The sequence below is a fragment of the Pseudomonas sp. SZ57 genome (genome assembly GCF_009495975.1).
GTDB classification, from domain to species: domain Bacteria; phylum Pseudomonadota; class Gammaproteobacteria; order Pseudomonadales; family Pseudomonadaceae; genus Aquipseudomonas; species Aquipseudomonas syringae.
On record NZ_WIBD01000002.1, the window covers coordinates 102,151 to 118,968 of the forward strand.

16 protein-coding genes are annotated in these 16,818 nt (G+C 60.1%); 14 read left to right on the forward strand and 2 right to left on the reverse strand.

Annotated features, from left to right (window positions below):
• The first annotated feature begins 387 nt into the window (after positions 1-387).
• The 11 genes from GE543_RS00690 (at position 388) to GE543_RS00740 (ending at position 11,882) form a co-directional block, all read left to right on the forward strand.
• On the forward strand, positions 388-1,443 hold the full coding sequence (locus GE543_RS00690; RefSeq protein WP_178118519.1) for a GGDEF domain-containing protein: 1,056 nt from the start codon (positions 388-390) through the stop codon (positions 1,441-1,443).
• Positions 1,444-1,550: 107 nt separating this feature from the next.
• Positions 1,551-2,501, forward strand: coding sequence for a LysR family transcriptional regulator (locus GE543_RS00695; RefSeq protein WP_003402669.1), 951 nt, complete (start codon positions 1,551-1,553; stop codon positions 2,499-2,501).
• A 315-nt stretch (positions 2,502-2,816) separates the two neighbouring features.
• Positions 2,817-4,277, forward strand: a complete 1,461-nt coding sequence (locus GE543_RS00700; RefSeq protein WP_060406217.1) for an NAD(P)-binding domain-containing protein — start codon at positions 2,817-2,819, stop codon at positions 4,275-4,277.
• Positions 4,274-5,248, forward strand: coding sequence for an ABC transporter permease (locus tag GE543_RS00705; RefSeq protein WP_111522182.1), 975 nt, complete (start codon positions 4,274-4,276; stop codon positions 5,246-5,248). Before GE543_RS00700 ends, GE543_RS00705 begins: the two co-directional genes overlap by 4 nt.
• On the forward strand, positions 5,245-6,165 hold the full coding sequence (locus tag GE543_RS00710) for an ABC transporter permease (RefSeq protein WP_153220171.1): 921 nt from the start codon (positions 5,245-5,247) through the stop codon (positions 6,163-6,165). Before GE543_RS00705 ends, GE543_RS00710 begins: the two co-directional genes overlap by 4 nt.
• On the forward strand, positions 6,162-7,175 hold the full coding sequence (locus GE543_RS00715; RefSeq protein ID WP_153220173.1) for an ABC transporter ATP-binding protein: 1,014 nt from the start codon (positions 6,162-6,164) through the stop codon (positions 7,173-7,175). The genes GE543_RS00710 and GE543_RS00715 overlap by 4 nt, the downstream gene beginning before the upstream one ends.
• Positions 7,165-8,178 carry an ABC transporter ATP-binding protein gene (locus GE543_RS00720; RefSeq protein ID WP_153220175.1) on the forward strand — a complete coding sequence of 338 codons (1,014 nt, stop codon included), beginning with the start codon at positions 7,165-7,167 and terminating at the stop codon, positions 8,176-8,178. The genes GE543_RS00715 and GE543_RS00720 overlap by 11 nt, the downstream gene beginning before the upstream one ends.
• Positions 8,179-8,229: 51 nt before the next feature.
• The gene (locus GE543_RS00725) at positions 8,230-9,795 is read left to right on the forward strand and encodes an ABC transporter substrate-binding protein (RefSeq protein ID WP_153220177.1); all 1,566 of its coding nucleotides are present in this window, start codon (positions 8,230-8,232) and stop codon (positions 9,793-9,795) included.
• Positions 9,796-9,865: 70 nt separating this feature from the next.
• The gene (locus GE543_RS00730; protein WP_153220179.1) at positions 9,866-10,393 is read left to right on the forward strand and encodes a CMD domain-containing protein; all 528 of its coding nucleotides are present in this window, start codon (positions 9,866-9,868) and stop codon (positions 10,391-10,393) included.
• Positions 10,393-10,980 (forward strand): peroxidase-related enzyme, encoded by a 588-nt coding sequence (locus tag GE543_RS00735; RefSeq protein ID WP_153220181.1) that lies wholly within the window; start codon positions 10,393-10,395, stop codon positions 10,978-10,980. Before GE543_RS00730 ends, GE543_RS00735 begins: the two co-directional genes overlap by 1 nt.
• A 104-nt stretch (positions 10,981-11,084) precedes the next feature.
• Positions 11,085-11,882: a phosphodiesterase gene (locus GE543_RS00740; protein ID WP_003410399.1), complete on the forward strand. Its 798-nt coding sequence runs from the start codon at positions 11,085-11,087 to the stop codon at positions 11,880-11,882.
• Between the two features lie 28 nt (positions 11,883-11,910).
• Here GE543_RS00740 and GE543_RS00745 read toward each other — a convergent pair whose 3' ends face one another.
• Together GE543_RS00745 and GE543_RS27600 are read right to left on the reverse strand one after the other, a co-directional pair.
• Positions 11,911-12,246, reverse strand: a complete 336-nt coding sequence (locus tag GE543_RS00745) for a multidrug efflux SMR transporter (protein WP_003410401.1) — start codon at positions 12,244-12,246, stop codon at positions 11,911-11,913.
• Between the two features lie 24 nt (positions 12,247-12,270).
• Complete coding sequence (locus tag GE543_RS27600) at positions 12,271-13,386, reverse strand: type III PLP-dependent enzyme (RefSeq protein WP_371927060.1); 1,116 nt, start codon at positions 13,384-13,386, stop codon at positions 12,271-12,273.
• Between the two features lie 551 nt (positions 13,387-13,937).
• Between GE543_RS27600 and GE543_RS00760 the strand changes: the two genes are divergently transcribed.
• From GE543_RS00760 to GE543_RS00770, 3 genes are read left to right on the forward strand one after another with little or no spacing between them, the layout of a single operon-like run.
• Positions 13,938-15,008 carry a DUF6001 family protein gene (locus GE543_RS00760; protein WP_153220183.1) on the forward strand — a complete coding sequence of 357 codons (1,071 nt, stop codon included), beginning with the start codon at positions 13,938-13,940 and terminating at the stop codon, positions 15,006-15,008.
• Complete coding sequence (locus tag GE543_RS00765; protein WP_003416601.1) at positions 15,005-15,556, forward strand: DUF6031 family protein; 552 nt, start codon at positions 15,005-15,007, stop codon at positions 15,554-15,556. Before GE543_RS00760 ends, GE543_RS00765 begins: the two co-directional genes overlap by 4 nt.
• Positions 15,553-16,809 (forward strand): aspartate aminotransferase family protein, encoded by a 1,257-nt coding sequence (locus tag GE543_RS00770; RefSeq protein ID WP_153220185.1) that lies wholly within the window; start codon positions 15,553-15,555, stop codon positions 16,807-16,809. Before GE543_RS00765 ends, GE543_RS00770 begins: the two co-directional genes overlap by 4 nt.
• Positions 16,810-16,818: the final 9 nt, after the last annotated feature.

Here is a 16,818-nt window from a genome sequence, read left to right on the forward strand (position 1 = left end):
AATCATTCAGGGCTGCCTGCATCTTGGCGGGCTGACGAGCAATAGGTGATCGACACAAGGTTCGCTCCCGATAGTATTTCCGGAGCATCGGGTCCGCTACTGTAAAACGACGAAAAACCGCCAAACGCTGCCCGGGAGTGCAAACTCGCCGCATATTGCCAGACGCTGCCGACGGCCAGCGGACTATGAAAAAGTCAGGCACGGGATTGCACTACCCGGGCTCAATGATGTCCATTTGAGTCCTTCGGGCATTCACCGGGTTCGGGCGCTGCAGACAAACATATTATTGAGTCGCTGTATAAAGCGGCGTCGGTTCAGGCCGACAATACGTCATGATCTCAACCCTACGCGTCGGGTCATATTCCACCTGCATTTCGAGATAACGTGATGATGAGCCTTCCGACGGAAGACCGCACCCAGCTGTTCAAGGACACGGCTATTCAGTTCTGGAAACACATCACCCCGATCGTTTATGTCGCTCTGGGCATTCACTGTGTGTGGCTGACAGTGTTCCTGGGGCTGGGCATGAAGATCATGTGGGTGGCGAACATCGCCAGCACGCTGATTTACGTCAACTGCATCTACCTGATCCGCAGGCGTCGGCATCGACAAGCCGGACAATTGATGTGTCTGGAGATCATCGGCCATGCCGTGCTCGCGACATGGCAACTGGGCTGGGAAAGCAACTTCAGTTTTTACATATTCTGCGTGATTCCCGTCATTGCCTTCACGTTTCAACTGAACGTCATCAGACGCATTGCCTACAGCGTGGCGATTCTGCTGTCGCTGGTGGGCTGCTTCGCCTTTCGCCGATACACGGGGCAGGGGTCCGGTCTCAGCCAGAACGTGCTGGATGCGTTCGGTATCGTCAACGTACTCTCAGCGACCACTCTGTCGATTTACGCCACTGCACTGTCGGTACGTTTCACCTCGTCGATGCAACTGAGCCTGTTTCATATCGCCAACCGCGACAGCCTGACCAATCTCTACACGCGCAGACGAGTGCTGCATCGCATACGCGAACTGGAAGCCAGACGGCAGGGACTGTCGGCTTCGTTGATCCTGCTGGACATCGATCATTTCAAACAGATCAATGATATCCACGGGCATGAAACCGGCGATGTGGTTCTGCAACGGGTCGCCGAGATCATCGGTTCAAGCGTGCGCAGCAGCGATATGGCGGCGCGCTGGGGCGGCGAGGAGTTTCTGGTGCTCATGCCTGACACCACGCCCGAAGACGCGCTGCGCGCGGCCGAACGTATCTGGCGGCGTATCGCCGAAGAGGCCGGGCGGATCAATGAGCGCATCATTGCCGTCAGCGCCACGGTTGCTGTGGCGACCATCGCCACAGGCGAGGCGTTCCAGCTGGCCCTCAATCGCGCCGACACGTCGCTGTACATGGGCAAACAGCAGGGCCGGAACCGGGTAATGATCGCCGGATGAGGTGCTTGCTCACGCCAGACGCTACCAGCGTGTAGACTTTCGCGCTTTGAACCGGGGAGCACAGCGTCGTGCTTCCTCATCGGCGGTGTATCGATCAAGGCATGCTTATGGATTTGCGTCAGCTCGAAGCCTTCGCGGCGGTCATGTCGGCAGGCAGTGTCACGGCAGCAGGGAAAATGCTCGGCCGCTCTCAGCCCTCGGTCACCCGGGCCATTCAGGAACTCGAGCAGGAGCTGGGCTTTGCGTTGTTCGAACGCAGCGGGCCTAAGGTCACGCCTACCCACAAGGCGTTCATGATGTATGGCGAAGTGGAGAGTGCGCTGCTGGGTGTGCGCAACATCCGCCAGCGTGCGCAGCACATTGCCCAGGAGGAGAACCACCAGATCAAGCTGGTGGCGATCTCGGCCCTGGCGGCCGGCCTGCTGCCCACAGCCTTGTCGCGCCTGCCCGAGCACCTGCGCCCGCAACAGATTCAGTTGCAGAGCATGTCTCCGGAGAATGTGGTTCAGGCTGTTCTGTCGAAAACCATGGATCTGGGGGCGGTCAGCCTGCCGCTGGAGCATCGTGGTCTGGAAATCCACTGGATCGGCGAGGCGCCTTGTGTGGCGGTATTGCCAGCCGATTCAGCGCTGGCCGCTCATGAGGTGCTGTCGATGGAGCTGCTGCGTCAGCAAACGCTGATCACCATGGCCAACCCGTATCGCTTTCGTCGGCGCATCGACAAGGCGTTTCAGGAGGCGGGTGGTCAGCCGCCGCGCATGCTGGACACCAATACGTCGCTGATTGCCATGCAGATGGCCAGGGTCGGGCTGGGCATTGCGCTGGTCGATCCGTTCACAGCAATGGGCGTGCCGGTGCAAGGCGTGGTAGTCAGACCGATCGCCTGCAACATTCCGTTTTTCTTCGGACTGATTTCCGCCTTCGCCAGCCCGTTGTCGGATGTGGCGCGCGCGCTGATCGATGAGATTGCCGACAGCGCAAAAATTCTCTTGCCGGAAATGATCATGCACGAAGCCAGCGCGCACGATGCCCTGTTACAGAGCATTTATGCCGAGTGAGTGGGCCATCCAGACAGCATTCAGGCCCGGGTGCTGGTAACGCTTGTCGTAGCGCAAGACTGAAAATCGACGCAGCGCGTCCGTGAATATCCTTCGTAACCCTTCGTTACACAACACGCAAAACTCCCTTAAATTCTATTTTGGAATATAAATATGCTTTTTTGCGCGTTGCTAGAATAAAAAACGGCTTTTACTATTCGAATTAAGCATTCAAGGGCTTTAAGAATTCATTTATCACACTATTGGAATGATTCTTGAAGTGCTTTGAATCAAGGCTCGGGCTTGTGGCCCGATCATTTTTTCGAGTACCGATCAATGTCCGATGTGAATGCACCCGCTGGCCTGGCTGCTCTGGAAGCTCGTTTGCAGCAGGATCTGGCCTGGCTGGATCTGCCCGCCAAACCCTGGGTCAAGCCAAGGATCAGCGCAGGGCAGGCCGTGCTCGACGTGGCGATCATCGGCGGAGGCATGGCCGGTCTTGCCCTGTCCGCAGAGCTGCGCAATCTAGGTGTAGCGGCGGTCATTTTCGATCAGTCACCAGCGGGTTTCGAAGGCCCCTGGGCCACCACGGCGAGGATGGAGACCCTGCGTTCGCCAAAGCAGTTGACCGGACCGGCGCTGGGCTTGCCAGCGCTGACGTTTCGCGCCTGGTACGAAGCGCAATTCGGCGTCGACGGCTGGGCGTTGCTGGACAAGATTCCACGTTTGCAATGGGCCGAGTATCTGCGCTGGTATCGCAAGGTGCTGGCACTGGACGTACGCAATGAGCACCGCATTAGCCGGGTAGCGCCCAGAGCGGACGGTCTGATTGAACTGGACGTCGTCACGCCGGTACAGACGCGATTTCTGCTGGCCCGCCATGTGGTGCTCGCCACGGGGCGTGACGGTCTTGGCGGCCCTTGGGTGCCGGACTTTGCCCGGCAGTTGCCGGAGCATTTGTGGACGCATTCGGCGGCGGGTTTGCAGGACAGCTGGTTCGCCGGCAAACGCGTTGCGGTCATCGGCGGTGGCGCCTCGGCGATGGATAGCGCCGCCACGGCGCTGGAGGCTGGTGCGACGCGGGTCGATCTGCTGATCCGGCGCGCCGAGCTGCCGCGCATCAACAAAGGCAAAGGCGTCGGTAATCCCGGCATGGTGCATGGCTACTGGCGCCTGCCGGACATCTGGAAATGGCGCATTCGCCATTACCTCAATACCCAGCAAGTGCCACCACCGCGCGGCAGTACGCTCAGAGTGTCCGCTTCCGGCAAGGCGCGGTTCATGCTCGACAGCCCGGTGCTTTCCGTCGAACAGAGCGCTGCCGGGGGCGTCTGGCTGAATACGCCGAAGGCGCGTATCGAGGCGGATTTCGTGGTATTTGCCACCGGGTTTCGCACCGACTTCCGGCAGCGTCCGGAGTTTGCGCCATTCTCTGCGCAGATCCGTGTCTGGCAGGATCGCTTCGACGCACCGAGTGGCGAAACCGATGCGGAACTGGCTGTGCTGCCGGATCTAGGCAACTGCTTTGAATTTCAGGAAAAGACCGCAGGCGCCTGCCCGGGGCTGAACCACATTCACTGCTTCAGTTATCCGGCCGCGTTGAGCTATGGCGCGGTGTCCGGGGACATTCCTGCCATCAGCGAGGGTTCCAAACGTCTGGCGCATGCCCTGGTCGGGCAGTTGTTCAACGAGGACATCGACCTGCATTTCGACACCATGCTCGATTACGCCGAGCCAGAGCTGCTGGGCGATGAGTGGGTGGTCAGCCAGCCAGACGCCGCAGAGCTGCGCCAATGATCGGCTGGGCGCTGCGTCGGTTGATTCAATCGTTGCTGGTCATCCTGTTGATGACGCTGGTGGTGTTCGTCGGCCTCAATGCCATCGGCAACCCGATGGACATTCTGGTCGGTGAAGACCTCAATCAGGCCGAGCGTCTGCAGGCCATCGCGCATTTGGGCCTGGACCAGCCGCTGTGGCAGCAGTACCTGATTTTTCTCAAGGGCGCGATTCACGGCAATCTGGGGCAAAGCTTCGTGTATCACGAGGATGCCATGCGCCTGATTCTGCAGCGCTTGCCCGCAACCTTCGAACTGGCGTTCAGTGCCCTGTTTCTGGCGGTGGTCATCGGTGTGCCGCTGGGCATGTTTGCCGGCATGTACCCCGAGCATCCGCTGTCCCGGCTGATGATGGCCGCCAGCATTGTCGGCTTCTCGCTGCCAGCCTTCTGGGTGGCATTGATGATGATCATGCTGTTCTCCATCACCCTGGGCTGGCTGCCGGCCAGCGGCCGCGGCGAAACCCGTGAGTGGCTGGGTGTGCAATGGTCATGGCTGACGCTGGACGGTTTGCAGCACCTGTTATTACCAGCGCTGAACCTGGCGTTGTTCAAGATTTCCCTGGTGCTGCGCCTGACTCGTGCGGGCGTGCGCGAAGTGCTGCCCCAAGAATTCGTCAAATTCGCCCGGGCCAAGGGCCTGTCACCGATGCGCGTGATGTGCATGCACGTCATGCGCAACACCATGATTCCGGTGGTGACGGTGCTGGCCATGGAACTGGGGTCGACCATCGCCTATGCCGTGGTGACTGAAAGCATTTTCGCTTGGCCGGGTGCTGGCAAGCTGATTCTCGACAGCATCAACATGCTTGATCGCCCTGTGGTGGTCGCTTACCTGATGGTGGTCGTGGTGATTTTCGTGGTGCTCAACCTGATCGTCGACGGCTTGTATTACCTGCTGGACCCACGCGTACGCATCGAGGCATCCCGATGAATGTCATTGAAAAAGCCCCGATCGGCAGCACGCTGCTGCAGGCCCAATCGCCCTGGCGACGAGTGCTGACCGAGTTCTTCAGCTCGCCCACGGCGGTGACGGGCCTGGTAGTCCTGCTGATCATTGTGCTGGTTGCAGCCCTGGCGCCGTGGATTGTGGTGCAGAACCCCTACGACCTGATGCAGCTCAACGTCATGGATGCGCGCATGCTGCCTGGCAGCCTCAATGGGGACAGCGGTTACACCTATTGGCTGGGCACTGACGGGCAGGGCCGCGATCTGGTCTCGGCGATTATCTATGGCCTGCGCATCAGCCTGTGGGTCGGCATTGGCTCGGCGTTGATTGCGGCAGTGCTCGGTACGCTGCTCGGGCTGGTGTCTGCGTATGTAGGCGGCTGGCTCGATGCTTTGCTGATGCGTCTGGTCGACCTGCTGCTGTCGTTTCCGGTGATTCTCATGGCGCTGATGATTCTTGCCTGGCTGGGCAAGGGTGTCGGCAACGTGATGCTGACCCTGATCTTGCTCGAATGGGCTTATTACGCCCGCACAGCGCGCGGTCAGGCGCTTACCGAAAGCCGCCGTGAATACGTTGATGCAGCGCGCGGGCAGGGCGTTGGTCCGCTGCGCATTGTGATCGGCCACATTCTGCCCAACTGCCTGCCGCCGCTGATCGTGATCGGCGCCTTGCAGATTGCCCGCGCCATCACGCTGGAAGCGACCCTGTCGTTTCTTGGCCTGGGCGTGCCGGTCACCGAGCCGTCGCTGGGGCTGCTGATTGCCAACGGCTTTCAATACATGCTCAGCAATGAATACTGGATCAGTCTGTTCCCAGGCCTGGCGCTGTTGATCACGATCGTGGCCATCAACCTTGTCGGTGATCGTTTGCGCGATGTCCTGAACCCGAGGCTGCAGCGATGAGCCTGCCTGAAATGTCTTCTGTGCCTGACGCAGTCCAACAGCCGACCCTGGAGGTGCGCAACCTGTGCACTTCGTTTCATACCCGCGCCGGGGTGTTGCCGGCGGTGCGCGATGTGTCGCTGCGCGTGGAGCCGGGACGCATTCTCGGCCTGGTCGGTGAGTCCGGTTCGGGCAAGTCGGTCACCGGCTTTTCGATCCTCGGCCTGGTCGATGAACCCGGGCGCATCAGCGGTGGCCACGTGCTGTTCAAGGGGCGCGATCTGACCAGACTGTCTGCCTCGCAACTGCGTAGCATTCAGGGCAATCGGGTAGCGATGATCTTTCAGGACCCGATGATGACCCTCAATCCGGTGCTGCGGGTCGATACGCAAATGATAGAGGCCGTAAGAGCCCACAGCGCGCTGAGCAAGCGCGAGGCCCGCGAACATGCCAGCCGCACGCTGGCGCTGATGGGCATCGCCAGCCCGGAAGAACGTTTGCGCGCCTATCCGCATCAGTTGTCCGGCGGCATGCGCCAGCGGGTGGCGATTGCCATCGCGCTGCTGCATGCACCGGACCTGATCATCGCCGATGAGCCGACCACGGCGCTGGACGTTACCATTCAGGCGCAGATTCTCAGTGAAGTGCAGAAGCTGGTGCGCGAACAGGGCACTTCGCTGATCTGGATCACCCATGATCTTTCCGTGATCGCGGGGCTGGCTGACGATGTGGCGGTGATGTACGCCGGACGCATTGTCGAACAGGGGTCGGTCGCCGATGTACTGGATCGCCCGCAGCATCCCTACACACAAGGGCTGATCGACAGCCTGCCAAGTCGCAACCAGCGCGGCCAGCGCCTGCGGCAGATCCCGGGCATGGCCCCCGACCTACTGTCGATGCCGGTCGGTTGTGCTTTCGCGGCGCGCTGCCCCCGAGCCTCGCAGATTTGTGCACATGAGCCTCAACCCCACGAGGCGCGACCGGGCCAGACGGTTCGCTGTTTTCATCCAGGAGCGGCCGATGTCCAGTGATCAGATTCCCCTCATCGAGCTGCATCAGGTCAGCAAGACCTTCGGCAAGCCCGTGGATGAGCGCTCCGCTCAGGGGCTCCTGCAACGGCTGCACCTTACCCGTGCAAAACCGGTGACCCATGCCGTGGATCGTGTCGATCTGCGCATTGCGCGCGGTGAAGTGGTCGGGCTGGTGGGCGAGTCAGGCTGTGGCAAATCGACCCTGGGGCGCATGGTTGCCGGTCTGCTGCCGGTCTCTTCAGGCACTACACTGGTGGACGGCAAACCGCTGGAGGGCCTGACCCCGCAGGAGCGCAAGGCGCTGCGCCTGAAAGTGCAGATGATTTTTCAGGACCCATCATCGAGTTTGAATCCGCGCCTGCGGGTCGACCGGATCGTCGGCGAAGGTGCACTGTTGCACGGCCTGACCGACCGCAAGGGCGCAGATGATTACGTCAGTGCGCAATTGCAGCGTGCCGGGCTCAGCCCGCAATTGCGCCAGCGCTATCCGCATCAGTTCAGCGGTGGCCAGCGCCAGCGCATCGGGATTGCCCGTGCGCTGGCGGTGCAACCGGAACTGCTGGTGTGCGACGAGTCGGTGGCGGCGCTGGACGTGTCGATTCAGGCGCAGATCCTCAACCTGTTCATGGACCTGCGCGACGAGCTGGGCCTGACCTATCTGTTTATCAGCCATGACCTGGGCGTCGTCGAGCACCTCTGCGACCGGGTCATCGTGATGTACCTGGGCCGTGTGGTCGAGACCGCTTCGGTCGATGACCTGTTCGCGCGGGCCAATCACCCGTACACCCAGGCTTTGCTGGCGCAGATCCCGCGCTTCGATATTCGCAGTACCCGTTATGACGCGATCCAAGGGGAAATCCCCAGCCCGCTTAACCCGCCTGCAGGGTGTCATTTCCACCCTCGCTGCCCGCACGCCATGGCGCGCTGTCGCGAGGAAGTTCCAGCGCTGCGGGAGGTTTCGCCGAATCACCAGAGCGCCTGTCACCTGAATGACCAACGCTGAACGGGCAGCTCAAGCCCGTGACCCTCTGCCATTGCGTACAAGGAATTACCCATGAAACCACTCGTTCGTTCGTTGCTGGCGTCGGCCCTCTTGCTGGCCGCCGGCAGTGTCACTGCACAGGACTTGCGCATCGGTTACGCCGACCCGGTCTCGTCCCTCGATCCACAGCTCAATAACTATGCCGGAGACCGCTCGGTAGCCTTGCATGCCTTCGAGTCGCTGGTCAGCCGCCGTGATGACAAGACCTTGCCAGGTCTGGCCAAGAGCTGGAGGGTGGTGGACGACACCACCTGGGAGTTCGCCCTGCGTGATGACGTCAAATGGCAGGATGGCACGCCGCTGACGGCTGATGACCTGGTCTTCTCCTTCGAGCGCGCGCGCAGCGTACCTGGCAGCGTGGCTTCTTACGCAGGTGCCATGCGTACCGTTGAATCGATCAAGGCCAAGGACGATCACACGCTGATCATCAAGACCCGTTCGCCCAATGCCAATCTGCTGCCGGACATCGACTCGATCTATATCGTCAGTCGCCACGCCGGTGCGGCAGCCAGCAGCGCCGATTACAACTCGGGCAAGGCGATGATCGGCACCGGGCCTTACCGGTTTGTCTCGTTCGTGCCGGGCGATCGCACGATATTCGCTCGCAACGACAATTACTGGGGGGGCAGACCGACCTGGGACAAGGTTGATTTCCGTTTCATCGCCAACGCCGCTAACCGTACCGCGGCCTTGCTCGCGGGCGATGTCGACGTGATCGACAAGGTATCGCCTACCGATGTGGCGCGCCTGCGCAAAACGCCGAACGTCAATGTCTTCGCCTATCAGGGGCTGCGTGCGCTGATCATTCAGCCGAGTTTCCGTGCTGGCCCGAACGAGTTCATTCGCGACAATGCGGGCAAGCCGCTGGCCGAAAACCCGCTGCTGGATGTACGCGTGCGCAAGGCGCTGTCCCTGGCGATCAATCGTCCAGCTATCAACGAGCGCATCATGCAAGGCACCGTCACCGAAGCCAATCAATGGATGCCGGCCAATACGTTCGGTTACAACCCGCAGATCAAGAACATTCCCTATGACGTCAAACAGGCCAAGGATCTGCTGGCGCAGGCAGGCTTTCCCGAAGGCTTCCAACTGACTGTGCATGTGCCGGGCGACCGTTATCCGCAGGCGCCGGAGGTCATGCAGGCGGTGGCGCAGTTCTGGACGCGGATTGGCGTCAAGGTTCAGCTGGAGGTATTGCCGTGGGCGGTTTACGCGGGCAAGGCCAACAAGAATGAACTGGCGATCAGCGTGATTGCCTGGGGCAATGGCACCGGCGAGGCGGCGTATGCCCTGACCAATATTCTGACAACAGTCGACAGCAGCAAAGGGCAGGGCGCTTCCAACTGGGGTCATTACAGCAATCCGCTGGTGGACAAGGCCCTGGCTGATTCGACCGCTGAATTCGACGAGGCCAAGCGGCGCAAGATTCTCCAGGACTCGGTGCAGATTGTCAGCGACGACGTCGGCATCATCCCTCTGTTCCACTACCAGAACATCTGGGCAGCGCGCAAAGGCCTCAAGGTCGAGCCGCTGGTCAGCGACCGCACTGCAGCGACCATGGTCACCGAGCAGCCTTGATTCTCTTCCATCAACGCGCCGCTTTTGCCAGCGGCGGCGCGAATGCAACCACAGCATCGCAGGACCTTTCATGACATCGACCACTGAACATTCAACGATACCGGACGTGCTCGACAGCCTGCTGGGCATCGCACCGGGCAGCCCGCTGCACGCGGTTCGTCATGCGCGGGAAAAGGTGGCCCTTGCGACCCAGGGCAGTCAGGACTTGTTTTTCGACCCGGCACTGGCGCACAGCCTGTCGCTGAACGAGCGCCTCTGGGTGGCTTATTACGCAACGCTGCTGAGCGCGCAGCCGACCCTGAGCGGGTATTACCTGGCGCAGTTGCAGGCGGCAGGCGCCGAGGCTAACGTGCTGGCCGATGTGGACGCCAGCCAAATCGATCTGCTGGAGGATCAACGCCTGGCGGCGATCCTGCGCTTTACCAGGACCTTGATCGAGTCTCCGGTACACGGCGATCAAAGCGCATTGCAGGCGCTACAACATCAGGGGCTGAGCACCGCTGAAATTGTGGTACTGGCACAACTGATCGCCTTTCTGTCCTACCAGGTGCGTCTGGCCGCAGGGCTGGGTGCTTTAAAGTCTGCCGGAGCAGCCTGATGAGCGAACTCATAGAAATTGAAGGTTTTACCAATCATGTGCTGGGCTGGAAAGCCTGGTTGCCCACCGTGGACCTCGACAGCGCGAGCGCCGAGCAGGTCGCTGTGCTTGAGGAAAGCCACCCGCAGGCCAAGACCTCGGATTACTACCTGACGCTGGCCCATCATCCGGACATTCTTCGCCAGCGCTCTCAGGCGTTCAACGCGATCATGTACGCCCCCGGCGGCCTGTCGCGCGCCGAGCGAGAGCTGGCTAGCACGGTGGTGTCGCGCATTAACCGCTGCGTGTATTGCGCATCGGTGCATGCGCAACGCTTCGAACAACTGGCCAAGCGCAATGACGTCATCGCCCAGGTGTTTGCCGATCCCGCAACGGCAGGTACCACGGCGCGTGAAAAAGCGATCGTGCAGTTCGCCATCGACCTGACGCTTGAACCGGCTTCGCTCAGCGCCGGGCATATCCGGGCGTTGTACGAACAGGGGCTGGACGAGACACAGGTGCTGGACCTGATTCACGCCATCTCGATATTTGCCTGGGCCAACCGGCTTATGCTCAACCTGGGGGAGCCGGTGTTTCCCGAGGCGTGAGGGTGGCAGCGGCCAGGCCCAGTGCTTGAGGTGCAATTTGGCCCGGTCGTTGCAGGTTCACTGCGTCAGTGAACAAGCGACCCGGACACGATTGAGGTAATGGAATGCTGATAGCACACATTTCGGACACACATGTACGGCCCAGAGGGCAACTCTATCAAGGCGTGGTGGACTCCAATGCCATGCTGGCCGCCGCCGTCGACACGATAAATGCCCTGGACCCACCGCCCGATCTGATTGTGTTCAGTGGTGATCTTGTGGACGAGGGGCGGCCCGAAGAGTACGCGATGGCCCGGGAGTTGCTGCAGCCGCTGCGGCAAAAACTGCTGATGATACCGGGCAACCATGATCATCGGCAGAACCTGCGCGACGCCTTTCCCGAGCACGATTACTTCATCGATGATCAGGATTGCAGCTTCGTCTACTCAGGTCCTGCGCCGGTGCGCATCATTGGTCTGGATATCAGCGTGCCGGAGCAGCATCACGGCGATATGACCGACACTGCGACCCGGTGGCTGGATCGCACACTGGCGCTGGAGCCGGACAAACCAACGCTGATCATGATGCATCAGCCACCGTTTTCCAGCGGCATCCCCTACATCGATGCGTACCGTTGTGAAAGGGGGGAACGGCTGGCGGAGGTGGTCTGCAGATACCCGGCCATCGAGCGCATCGTCTGCGGGCATATTCATCGCTTCATGCAACTGCGCTTCGGCGGGACGCTGATGTGTACGGCGCCGAGCACGACGACGGCCATCGCCTTGCGACTGCACCCCGAGGCTGTCGACGCATCCTATGTCGAACCGCCTGCATTGCTGCTGCATCACTGGAAAGCCGACACGGGCCTGATCACCCACTGGGTGCCGATAGGCCGTTTCGAAGGGCCTTTTGACTTCGCCTGAATGGGGACGATCCTGACAGCGCAGGCTGTCAGGTCGCCTGCTCCTTGGCCAGACTGACCAGAATGATGCCCGCGATGATCAGGCTGATACCGCCGATGGCCATCAGCGTGGGCACCTGCTGGTAGCGAAACGCTGCAATGACGGTGATCAGGGTAATGCCCAGGCCTGACCACATGGACGTGATCAGTGACATGGGCAAGTCTTTTTGTGCATACCCCAGACACACGATGCCAAGGCCATAGCCTGCTATCGAGGCAATGACCGGAACCCAGCGGGTGAAGCCGTTGCTTTCTTTGAGTGCAATAGTCGCTACAGTTTCGGCGACGATGCCTGCAAGCAGGAATAGGTAGGCTTTTATGAGCATGGCGGCAGATCGCTTTTCAGGCATTCAGGAAGGAAGAGAGATGATGCGGTCGGCGTAAAATCCGTTGAACGGCGTACGTAAGGACACCGAGTAAGCGCCGGTCGATTGGAACTCCAGCCAGTCACCTTCCCTGATATCGCTGGCGAGCGAGTAGGGGAAGGCCAGGCGATCCATACTGTCGCAGGTGGGGCCAAAGATATTGAAGGTGTGTTCCGCTGCACCGCTGTAAGGGGCCGCGTCTCGCCACACGCGTGCGGGAAATTGCAGCCATTGCTGGGCTGAGAGCAAGCCGCCAAAAATACCGGCACCGCAGAAAACACTGTGTTCACGTCTTGAAAGCACCCGTGCAAACAGCGACATGCCGCCGTACACCAGGCCACGACCCGCTTCACAGATCAAGTTCAGTTCCTTCAATGTCGGGCTGGTCTGAATGTGCTCGCAGACCCTGCCAACCAGGTCCGGCGTGTTACCCATGGAGTTCAGGTAATTGCCCGGAAACCCGCCACCGATATCCAGATGCCTGACATGCTGGGCGGTGTCGCGAACGATGGCGTCGGCGTCATCGAGGGCCGCGAGCCACGGGCCGTCTTCAATGGCTTGTGAGCCGACATGGAATGACAGCCCGAGTGACCAGTCAGTGCTGGCCGCCACTTGATGCACCAGTTGCGTCGCCAACGCCGGACTTGCCCCGAATTTGCCTCTAAGATCGTAAACCGCCGTCGACTCGGAGGGCGCGTAGCGTACGAACAGGTTGATCGTGCTGTCGCGCTCGGGCAGTACGTCCCGCAGCTTCAAGAGTTCCTCCTCACTGTCGAGTACAAATGAACGTACGCCATGTCGATAGTAGGCCTCGTGCAGGCAGTGGCGCGATTTCACTGGATTCATCAGATACTGAACTGCGTCGGGCAGCGTGTTGTGTACCGTCTGCACCTCGGCAAGCGACGCCACGTCAAAATGATTGATACCGCCCTGGCTCAAGGCTTCAAGCACCTGCGCGAGTGGATTGGCCTTCATTGCATACAGCACGGTACCTGGAAAACAGTCACTGAATTGCTGCGCATTTCGGGTGATCCATTGTGGGTCAACGGTATAGAAGGTGTCGTTAGTCTCATCGGCTAATTGTGCAAAAAGTGTGTCCACGTTGAACGCCCCTGATTGAGAAGTGCGAGTAAGTTTCGAGCAAGCTTCGTGCCATCACTTTATTGGGTGGTTGAATAACTTAACGAGAACGGTTTAATAAACATGTATACAAGACGCCCCACCAAAACAGGGCGATTTTGAAGTGTTCGAATCGCTATGGTGCAGGTAATTGTCGGCATATAAATAATAAACATAGATAGCACTTTGCTATTTCTAAAAGTGGCTTATAAATAATTTGATACACATATTAAAGGTGTCATATTCACTGCCTGATCGCAAAAAAATCATTGAATTTAAAGGCTTGGCAATCGGCCGCTAACGCTTCGGGTCCGCGTTGGCGATTATCTGACGCCTTGCCAATACACGATCATCAATAGCGGTGGCACGCCACTTGCTGGGTACCCATCGTGAAGTAATGGGGCTTGTTCCATTGCGTCAGCGCTCGCGTTAACGACGACAAAGTAATTCATGGTCATGGATCAGGCAGGGGGTTGTTCGGCAAGCCGAATAGCGACCCCAATGAAGTCACCGTTATCGAGTGGAAGGTGTACATGGACTTTCGTGCTTTTTATTCAGGCAACGCCCAGCAGTTTTTGGCCACACGCCAACTTGCTTTTTCCGAACTGGAAGAGGTTGTAAAACGCCAGTATGCCGATGCGCAACTGGCTCTAATTAGCAGCTCTCCAGTACATGGCATCGCTAATGCGGCCAGCGATATAGACCTGATATGTGTGACCGATGGTCGGCAGTCCGATCAATCGATGGCTTCGCAGATTTACCACAATGAACACCATATGGAAGTGGTGGCCTTTGCCCGCGAAGAAGTTCAAAACGCGTTCTCCCAACTGGCGACGGACGCGCACAAAAGCACCGCCCAGAAACTCGTTGCGTTCAAGCAGTGGGACAAGCAGCAGGCGGTATCGCGAAAGTACCTGGAGCGTCTGGTCTGCGCGGTGTCGACCGATCAGTCGCTGCCTTATCTGGACAGTCAGAAGGACCTGAGCTCGATCTGGTCTGCTGCGGCGTTCGATGACTTTCGCCAAAGTGCCTGCTTCTCGGTGCTGGCCTGGCGCAGTGGCGAATACCGCGCGGCCGCCGCCTATACCTGCAACGCCGCACTGTTTCTGATGAACGCGACGCTGGCCAGCCACGGCTGGGTCAACTCCAATCGCAAGTGGACGCTGTTGCGCTGGGACCGCGCGCTCAACAGGCACGGCATGCTCACCGACGACGGCCTTGCCCGTGCTATCGGGCAGCTATGGCAACGCGCCTATCCGGCCTGCGGCAATGGGTTGCAGGGCGCAGACCTCATGCACTTGTGTGAATTGACTCAACTCGCCGAGCAGACGTTCGCCTGCGAGGCCGCCTACGCCGAGCTAAAGCCGGGTATCGAGCGCTCCGCCGCCAGCAGGTTTTTGCCGGGGGTCGACTTCGTGCTCACCGATAACCAGCAGGCGACCCTGTTGACGCATCTGGACGTGCCGGAATTGCCCAGCACCCGCCCGATCGATCTGGCCGAGCAATCCCGGGAAGTGGCTGCGTGTTTTCTGCGCGCCGCACGGGCCGGGCTGGTCAGTTTCTCACTCAAGGACCAACACCCGATGCAGGGAGCACACGCATGATTGCCAGCACACAAGCCGTTCGCCAGTGGTTTCCCCGGCTCGCTGGCGGCTACGTATATCCGGCGGGCCCCTACACGCAAAAGCTGATATCGGTGGCCTGGTTGCTCATGACCGAGCTTGAGGCGTATCTGGAAGATCTCGAAGGCGCGGCGGACGAGCCGCTGGTGGTGGATGCGCTGAGAATCAAGCTGGCCGAACTGATGGTCGACATCGACTGCCGACTCGCCGGTGCCGATACCCCGAACGAGCTGCACCAGTTCGCGCTGTTCAGCGAGTACGGTCTGACCGACGTCATTGCCCACACAGGCCCCGTCGCCGTCGAATGGCTCGGTGTTCCCGCTGACAGTGCTGCAGGTCAAGACCATGAAGCAGAGCGGCTGATCGAACTGTTCAAGGAACTGCTGGAAGCCTTTCCCGGGAAATTGTTCAACCCCTTGCTGCCGGGCACTCAGGGTCAGGTTTTGCGAACCCTGCGCGACTGGGACCGCTCCTGCCGCCTGGCAGGTGGCGATGCTGCCTTTCTGGCACCTTTGATGAGGTCTCTATGAACAGTCATGTCATGAGTGCGCCGGCGAGCGTGCCTGCGCGCAAATCATCATTCGTCGAACGCTACGGTGCGGTGTTTGGCCGTGAGCAAGGCCTTATGTTGCGCATGGCCGGGCTTACCGCAGCCGAACACTCGGCCGAGGGTTCGTGGATAACCGATGACACCGGCCGCCGCTGGCTGGACTTCGGTTCCTTCGGGCTGCACCTGCTGGGACACCGCCATCCTCAGGTCGTGGCTGCGCTGACGCGACAAGTGACATCACTGGGGCTTTCCAGCCGGATACTGGCCAACGAATCCAGCCTGAGCGCCGCCGAGCGGCTCGTGACGTGTGTCGGCCGTCCGGGCAACGGTGTGCTTTACGGCAACAGCGGTTCGGAGGTCATCGAAGCAGCTCTCAAGCTGGTGCGCATGCAGACCGGCCGGCGGCGAGTCATCGCCTTGACCCACGCCTACCATGGCCGGACCAGTGGTGCGCTTGCGGTCAGTTATGGCTATCGCGGGCACGCCGCGCTGATGCACGCCGAAGATGTCGTGTTCATTGCTACCGGTGATCTTGCTGCTGCGCGCCAGACGCTCGCAGAGGGCGATATTGCCGCAGTGATCGCCGAGCCGGTTCAGGGAGAGGGCGGAATCAGGCCGGTCGACCTGGATTTTCTGGGCGAACTTGCAGGTCTGTGTCGCGAACACGGCGCGTTCATGATTCACGACGAGATTCAATCCGGGCTGGGCCGCAGCGGATCGCTGATCTGCGGCGCACCCGCCGACATCGTCGTGTTCGGCAAAACCCTGGGCGGCGGTGTGTTTCCGGTGGCTGCCGCGATTTACGACAGCAGCCGCTTCGGTGCACCGGCGCGTGATCCGGTCGTGCATGCCTCTTCCTACGCTGGCAGCGCCCTGGCGGGAGCCGTGGTCAACGCTGTGCTCGACGTGGTCAGCGATCCCTCATTCTGTCAGCGCGTCAACGAGCTGGGGCAGGTGGCCATGAGCATTCTGCGTGAGCGTTTACAGGACTGTCCTGCCGTGGCTGAAGTGCGTGGCAGCGGCCTGATGATCGGGGTGGAATTCACCTCCAGCAACTACGTGGCGCAGACCCTGATCGAGGCCGCGCAGCGCAATGTGCTGCTGGCTTTCTGCCTGAGTGCAACCTCCGTGCTGCGGGTGTATCCCGACGCGACCATCTCCCGAGACCATCTCGAACAAGGCATCAACAGTTTCTGTGATGCCGTCGATGCGGCTTATCGCTCCATTCAATGACGGAGATTT